This is a genomic window from Micromonospora sp. 4G55 (genome assembly GCF_016803375.1).
Window position 1 is genome coordinate 1 of record NZ_JAEVHN010000356.1, and the last position, 6,344, is coordinate 6,344.

The 6,344-nt window shown below is 74.2% G+C and carries 4 protein-coding genes and 3 pseudogenes; 2 read left to right on the forward strand and 5 right to left on the reverse strand.

The window, feature by feature from the left end; translation table 11 throughout:
• From JNW89_RS24065 to JNW89_RS24085, 5 genes and pseudogenes are all read right to left on the reverse strand, one after another.
• A partial coding sequence (locus JNW89_RS24065) for a polysaccharide deacetylase family protein (protein ID WP_238450607.1) occupies positions 1-546 on the reverse strand: 546 nt, incomplete at its 3' end.
• A 73-nt stretch (positions 547-619) separates the two neighbouring features.
• On the reverse strand, positions 620-1,561 hold the full coding sequence (locus tag JNW89_RS24070) for a MerR family transcriptional regulator (protein ID WP_238450608.1): 942 nt from the start codon (positions 1,559-1,561) through the stop codon (positions 620-622).
• Complete coding sequence (gene idi, locus JNW89_RS24075) at positions 1,551-2,156, reverse strand: isopentenyl-diphosphate Delta-isomerase (protein ID WP_238450609.1); 606 nt, start codon at positions 2,154-2,156, stop codon at positions 1,551-1,553. The genes JNW89_RS24070 and idi overlap by 11 nt, the downstream gene beginning before the upstream one ends.
• A gap of 76 nt (positions 2,157-2,232) precedes the next feature.
• Positions 2,233-3,713 (reverse strand): annotated as a pseudogene (gene crtI / locus JNW89_RS24080) (phytoene desaturase family protein).
• Between the two features lie 28 nt (positions 3,714-3,741).
• A pseudogene (locus tag JNW89_RS24085) lies at positions 3,742-4,897 on the reverse strand (polyprenyl synthetase family protein).
• A 66-nt stretch (positions 4,898-4,963) separates the two neighbouring features.
• On the opposite strand from JNW89_RS24085, the gene JNW89_RS24090 reads away from it, so the two are divergent.
• Both JNW89_RS24090 and JNW89_RS24095 read left to right on the forward strand, forming a co-directional pair.
• The gene (locus tag JNW89_RS24090) at positions 4,964-5,881 is read left to right on the forward strand and encodes a phytoene/squalene synthase family protein (protein ID WP_238450610.1); all 918 of its coding nucleotides are present in this window, start codon (positions 4,964-4,966) and stop codon (positions 5,879-5,881) included.
• Positions 5,878-6,344 (forward strand): annotated as a pseudogene (locus JNW89_RS24095) (deoxyribodipyrimidine photo-lyase); the annotation flags it as partial. The gene JNW89_RS24090 and the pseudogene JNW89_RS24095, both read left to right, overlap by 4 nt.

The following is a 6,344-nucleotide window of genomic DNA, read 5'->3' on the forward strand; positions in this document are numbered from 1 at the left end:
GTTGGCGGTAGAACGGCACCTTGGCGCCCGGCACGGCGGCCTGGATGGCCCGGTTGGTCCGAACCAGGTCGCCCGGATCTCGGTCACCGGCCGCCGGCCCAGGTCGAAGTCGTGCCGCCAGCTGTGGTTGCAGAGCTGGTGACCCTCCCGGACGATCCGGACGACCAGCTCCGGGTGCTTGCGTACCTCGGTGCCGACCAGGCAGAACGTCGCCTTGACCCGGGCGGCCCGCAGCTGGTCGAGGATCTTCGGCGTCCAGGCCGGGTCCGGGCCGTCGTCGAAGGTCAGCGCGACGGCGCGTACCCCGGTGGCGCGCCGCAGGCCCGCGGGCAGCGTGGTGGGCTTCGGCCGCAGCTTGGGCTTGGGCTTCGCGGTCGGCCGCGGGGTCGCTGTCGGCGACGGGGCGGTCACCGGCGACGGGCTCGCCGCCGCCGTCGGGGCGGGCGCCGCGGGCCTGCCGGGGGGTCCCGTTGCGGGTCGCCGCAGCCGCCGGGCGAGGAGCAGGACCAGGCCGAGGGCGGCCGCCAGGACGGGGCGTGCACGCATCGTCACTCCGAGGGGGTCGGGTACGCGGTAGGCCCCGACGGTAGTGGACGACGCGCCGATTCGGCAGGGTCGGTCAGGCCCCGCTCGACTGATCCAGTGAGTCCCGGACGGCCAACGCCAGCGACACCGCCTCGGTCAGGTCGACCGGGCGGACCACTCCGGCGGGCAGCGTGTCGGCCTGCCAGCCGGGGCCGGCGGCCAGCACCAGCAGGGGGCGTCGAGGCATCCCGAGCAGGGCGGACAGCTGCTGCGGGTCGGCGGTGGCGCGGGTGTGCGACCAGAGCACCACCGCGGCCGGGCCGGTCCGGTTCACCGCCTCGATCAGCGCCGCGAGCGGCACCCGGGCACCCAGCATGCGATATGCCACACCCGCCTCGGCGAGCGTGGCGGCCAACGCCTCCAACGGCAGGGTGTGCTGTTCCTCGTCGGCACAGGCGAGCAGGATCCGGCCCGGGCCGGCGGCCGGGCCGGGCCGGGCCACCGTGGCGAACGCCTCGGACACGCACCGGGACATCAGGTGTTCGACCTCGATCAGACCGGCGGTCGCGGCGTGCCGCTCCCCGATGCCGGCCAGCACCGGGCGCAGCAGGCCGTCCCAGGTGGCGACCACGCCGTCCCGGGCGAGGGCGTTGGCGATCGTCTCGCTGATCGCCGCCGAGTCCAGTCGCATGGCGGCCCGGGCCAGGCCACGGGCGAGGGGGCCGGCCCGGCCGACCGGGATCGTCTGCCCGCCGCCGTCCCGACCCGCTCCGGCGCGCAGCCGCACCTCGGCGGCGGGACCGACCCCGGGGCTCTGCTTCGCCCAGCGGGCCGCCTCGGCCGGGGCGATCCCCTCCGCGGTGAGCCGACGCATGATCTCCAGACGCGCGAGGTCGGCCGGCGTGTAGCGCCGGTGGTGACCCGGTACGTGCTGGCTGGGACCGAGGCCGTAGCGCTGGTGCCAGGTACGCAGCGTGGTGACCGCCACGCCCAGTCGGCGTGCGACGGCCCCCGCGCTCAACGCCTCATCGGCCACCCGACCGCTCCGACGCGTCGTCCGCCGGAACGCCGGACGGGATGGTGGTGTCGGCGGGGCCGCCGGCGCGCAGCAGCCGGCTCACCACCCCGCCCAGCCAGGGCGCGTATGCGCGGGGGTCCGCGTCGATCTCGGCCATCAGCCGTACCGGGTCGACCCAGCGCAGCTCGGACACCTCGTCGGGGTCCGGCAGCACGGTGACGTCGGCCGGCACGTCGGCCCGCAGCACGTGGTCGTACTCGAACTCGACCCGGCCGGTGGCCGGGTCCTCGGCGTAGTAGAGGTAGACGCCGACCTCGGTCAGCGTGACCGGGGCGGCGCCCAGCTCCTCGGCCAGCCGGCGGTTGGCGGCCTCCACCAGCGACTCGGCCGGTCGGGGGTGGCCGCAGCAGGAGTTGGCCCAGCGCTGCGGGAACCGGGTCTTCACCGGGGCGCGCCGTTGCAGCAGCACCCGGCCGGCCGGGTCGACCAGCAGCACCGAGAAGGCGCGGTGCAACCGCCCCGGCGCCTGGTGCGCCGCGGCCACGGTGGCCTCGCCGAGCACGTTGCCGCGGTCGTCGACCAGCTCGACCAGGTGCCCTTCCCGGGACGTCACCGGACCCGCCCCCCGTTCCGCGTGTGCATCGCGCCCGTCCTGCCTGTGCCGTGCCGCCGGGCCGCGCTCCGCGCGCTCACCGCCCGGCACCGGTGATCCGGTTGGCCGCCAGCTTCCCGGAGATCAGCACCATCGGTACGCCCACTCCCGGCTGGGTGCCGGAGCCGGTGAACACGACGTTGGGCAGCTGCCGGTGCAGGTTCGACGGGCGGAACGGACCGGTCTGGAAGAGGCTGTGCGCGGCGGCGAACGGCGTACCGGCGGCCATGCCCTGCTCCTCCCACTCGGCGGGGGTGATCGTACGCAGCACCTCGATGCCGGCGCCGAAGCCCACGTACCCGCGCTCCTCCAGCGTCGCCACGAGCTGGTCGGCGTAGCGCCGGCTCAGGTCGCCGCGCCAGTCGAACGGGCCCCGTTCCAGGTTGGGCACCGGCGCCAGCACGTAGTAGGTGTGCCGCCCGGCCGGGGCCACCGCCGGATCGGTCCGGCTGGGGTTGGTGACCAGCAGCGACGGGTCGGTCATCAGCTCACCGCGCCGGATGACCTCGTCGAAGGTGCCCTTCCACTTCCGTCCGAAGTGGATGTTGTGGTGGGCGATCTTCTCATACCCCTGGCTCGAGCGACGTGCAGCACGACGCAGGAGGGTGAGTAGGTCAGCTTCCGTCGGCGGGCCGGGGGCAGCAGGTCACGGTAGGCGACCGGCAGGTCCGGGTTGAGCACCACCACGTCGGCCGGGATCAGTTCGCCGTCGGCCGTCAGCACGCCGATGGCCCGGCCGTTGGCGGTCTCCACCCGGGTCACCGTGGTGCCGTACCGGAACTGCACGCCGTGCTTCTCGGCGGCGCCGGCCATGCCCCGGGAGACCGCGTGGATGCCGCCGCGCGGGAAGTACACCCCGGCCACCGAGTCGAGGTACGCGATGACGCTGTAGATGGCCAGCGCGTCGTGCGGCGCGAGGCCCGCGTACATCGCCTGGAAGGAGAAGATGCGCTGGGTACGCGGGTCCCGGAAGAACTGGTTGATCTTCGTTTGAAGTCGCCGGAACGCGCCGTTGGCCAGCAGCTTCACCAGGTTGGCGGTGAGCAGGTCGGTCGGGGCGTCCAGGTTGCGGTCGATGAAGTCGGTCCGCTCCCAGTGCCACAGGTTGCGCGCGTAGTCCACGAAGCGCAGGTAGCCGTCGGCCTCCCGGGGGCCGCACACCCGGGCGATCTCGGCGGCCATCCGGGTGGTGTCGGTGATGACGTCCAGCGTCGAGCCGTCGGGGTAGTAGGCCCGGTAGGCGGGGTCGACCGGGGTGAGGTCCAGCCAGTCGTCGAGTTCCTCGCCGACCGCGCCCAGTGCCTCGGCGATCAGGTCCGGCATGGTGAGCACGGTGGGGCCGGTGTCGAACTCGTACCCGTCGATGGCCAGCCGGCCGGCCCGGCCGCCCGGCACCGGCTCGCGCTCCACCACGGTCACCTGCCGGCCGCTGCCGGCCAGGTGCAGCGCGCACGCCAGCCCGCCCAGGCCCGCGCCGACGACCACCACCCGGTCCGTACGCCCGTTCACGGTCCGCACGTGACCACCTCCTTCGCAAGGTCGCTCATCATGCCCGCCGCCTGGTCGCGGCGGTGGCGAGGCCGGTCAGCGCGGTGCGCGCGGTCTCGTCGATCGACGCGGTGTCCAGCGCGGTCAGCGCCTCGGACACCCGGTCGGAGATCATCCGCTCGACCCGGGACACCGCCCCGGTGTCGGCGACCAGTTCGGCCAGCCGAGCCACGTCCCGGGCGCCGGTGACCCGGCCGGCCCGCTCCAGCGCCCGCCGCTGGCCGGGGGTGGCCAGTTCGCGGGCCAGCATCAGCAGTGCGGTCGGCTTGCCGGTACGCAGGTCGTCACCGGCCGGTTTGCCGGTGGTCGCCGGATCGCCGTAGACGCCGAGCAGGTCGTCGCAGAGCTGGAACGCCTCGCCGACGGCCAGGCCGTAGCGGGTGTACGCGGCGATCAGTGGCGCGTCGGCGGCGACGCCGGCCAGGCAGGCGCCGAAGAGCAGTGGGCGCTGGACGGTGTAGCTGGCGGTCTTGTAGCGGGCCACCCGCAGCGCCCGGTCCACCGACCAGTTCGCCGGATCGTTCTCGCCCAGCACGTCGAGGTACTGCCCGGCGATGGTCTCGATCCGCATCTGGTCGTAGCAGCGCCGCACCTCGAACAGCCGGGCCGGGGGAAGGGTGGCGTGGCTGAGCAACCGGTCGGCCCAGACCAGGCAGAGGTCGCCGACGAGCACCGCCACCGTCTCGCCGAACCGGGCCGGGTCGCCGGCGTCACCCGGCGGCGACGTGCCGGGCGGCGGCGGCGCGGTGCGCGGTGGGCCGGCCGCGCCGGGTGTCGGAGGCGTCCATCACGTCGTCGTGCACCAGTGCGAACGTGTGCAGCAGTTCCAGGGCGGCGAACGCCGGCAGCACCGTCGGCAGCGGCTCCGCGCCGCCGACCACCCCGCGCCAGCCCCAGTACGCGAAGGTCGGCCGGACCCGCTTGCCGCCGGCCAGCACGCAGTCGCGCGCGGTGGCCGCGAAGCCACCCATCGCCGCGTCGATCTCGGTGAGTGCGCCGACCTCGGCGGCCAGGAAGGCCGCCAGGGTGTCGTCCACCCCCCTGATCAGCTCTTTCGTGAACGCGGCCAGTACGCCGCGGACCGGATCGTCCGTCGCTCCCGGCTGTGCCGGCGCGACGCGGAGCGTATTACCCGCGACTGCGTCGTTGGCCATGGGTGCGAGCGTACCCTAGGGTTTACGAGTTGCGTCGATTGCTGCGTCGAATTTCGAGGAGGGCCGGTGGACGCCGATCTCACCGCTGCCTATGCCCGCTGCCAGGAGCTGCACCGACAGCACGGTCGTACCTACTATCTCGCCACCCGGTTGCTCCCCGCGTGGAAACGACGTCATGTGCACGCCCTGTATGGATTCACGCGCTACGCCGACGAGATCGTCGACCGCACCGAGGACCTGCCGCCCGCCGAGCGCGCCGCCCGGCTGGACGAGTGGTCGTCGGAGTTCGTCGCCGGCCTGCACGGTGAGCCGGTCGACGACCCGCTGCTCCCGGCCGTGCTGCACACCATCGCCGTCTTCGATCTCGACCGCGCCGACTTCGCGTCGTTTCTGCGCAGCATGGCGATGGACCTGACCGTGCTGTCGTACCCGACCTACGACGACCTGCTCGACTACATGGAAGGCTCGGCGGCGGTCATCGGCACCATGATGCTGCCGATCCTCGGCAGCTCCGACCCGGCGGCGGCCCGCGAGCCGGCCCGCCAGCTCGGCTTCGCCTTCCAGCTCACCAACTTCATCCGGGACGTCGCCGAGGACCTCGACCGGGGCCGCACCTACCTGCCCGACGAGGACCTGGCCAAGTTCGGCGTCACCCGCGACGACCTGCTCGCCGCGAAGCACCAGGCCCGCACCACGCCGAGGATCCGGGACCTGATCGAGTACGAGGTGAGCCGCGCGCAGGGGCACTACGAGGCCGCCGCGCCGGGCATCACCCTGCTCAGCCCGGCCTCGCAGGCGTGCATGCGGACCGCGTACGCGCTCTACGGCGGGATCCTCGACGAGGTCGCCGCGCAGGGCTACGACGTGTTCGTGCGCCGGGCGCTGGTGCCGCGGCGCCGCCGGCTGGCGGTGGCCGCCCGGGCCCTGCTCACCCCGACCGGCAGCCCGGTCGCTCTACCCGGGCCGAGCCTGGTCTCCGGGTGAGCACGCGCACCGCGGTGGTGCTGTTCACCCGCGACCTGCGGGTGCACGACCACCCGGCGCTCGCCACCGCCTGCGCGGCGTTCGACCGGGTGGTGCCGCTCTACGTGCTCGACCCGGCGCTGGCCGAGACCGGTCGCCGAACCGCACCCGGTTCCTGCACCAGAGCCTCGCCGAGCTGCGCGAGGCACTCCGCCGGCGCGGCGGTGACCTGGTGGTGCGCCGGGGCGACCCGGTGGCCGAGACGATCCAGCTGGCCCGGGAGGTGGGCGCCGAGGGGGTCGGGCTCTCCGCCGACGTCAGCCGGTACGCCCGCCGCCGGGAGCGCCGGCTGCGTGCGGAGTGCGACCGGCACCGGCTCTTCCTGCGACTCTTCCCCGGCCTGACGATCGTCGAGCCGGGACGCTGCGCCCGGCGGCGGCGACCACTACCGGGTCTTCAGCCCGTACCACCGCGCCTGGGCGTG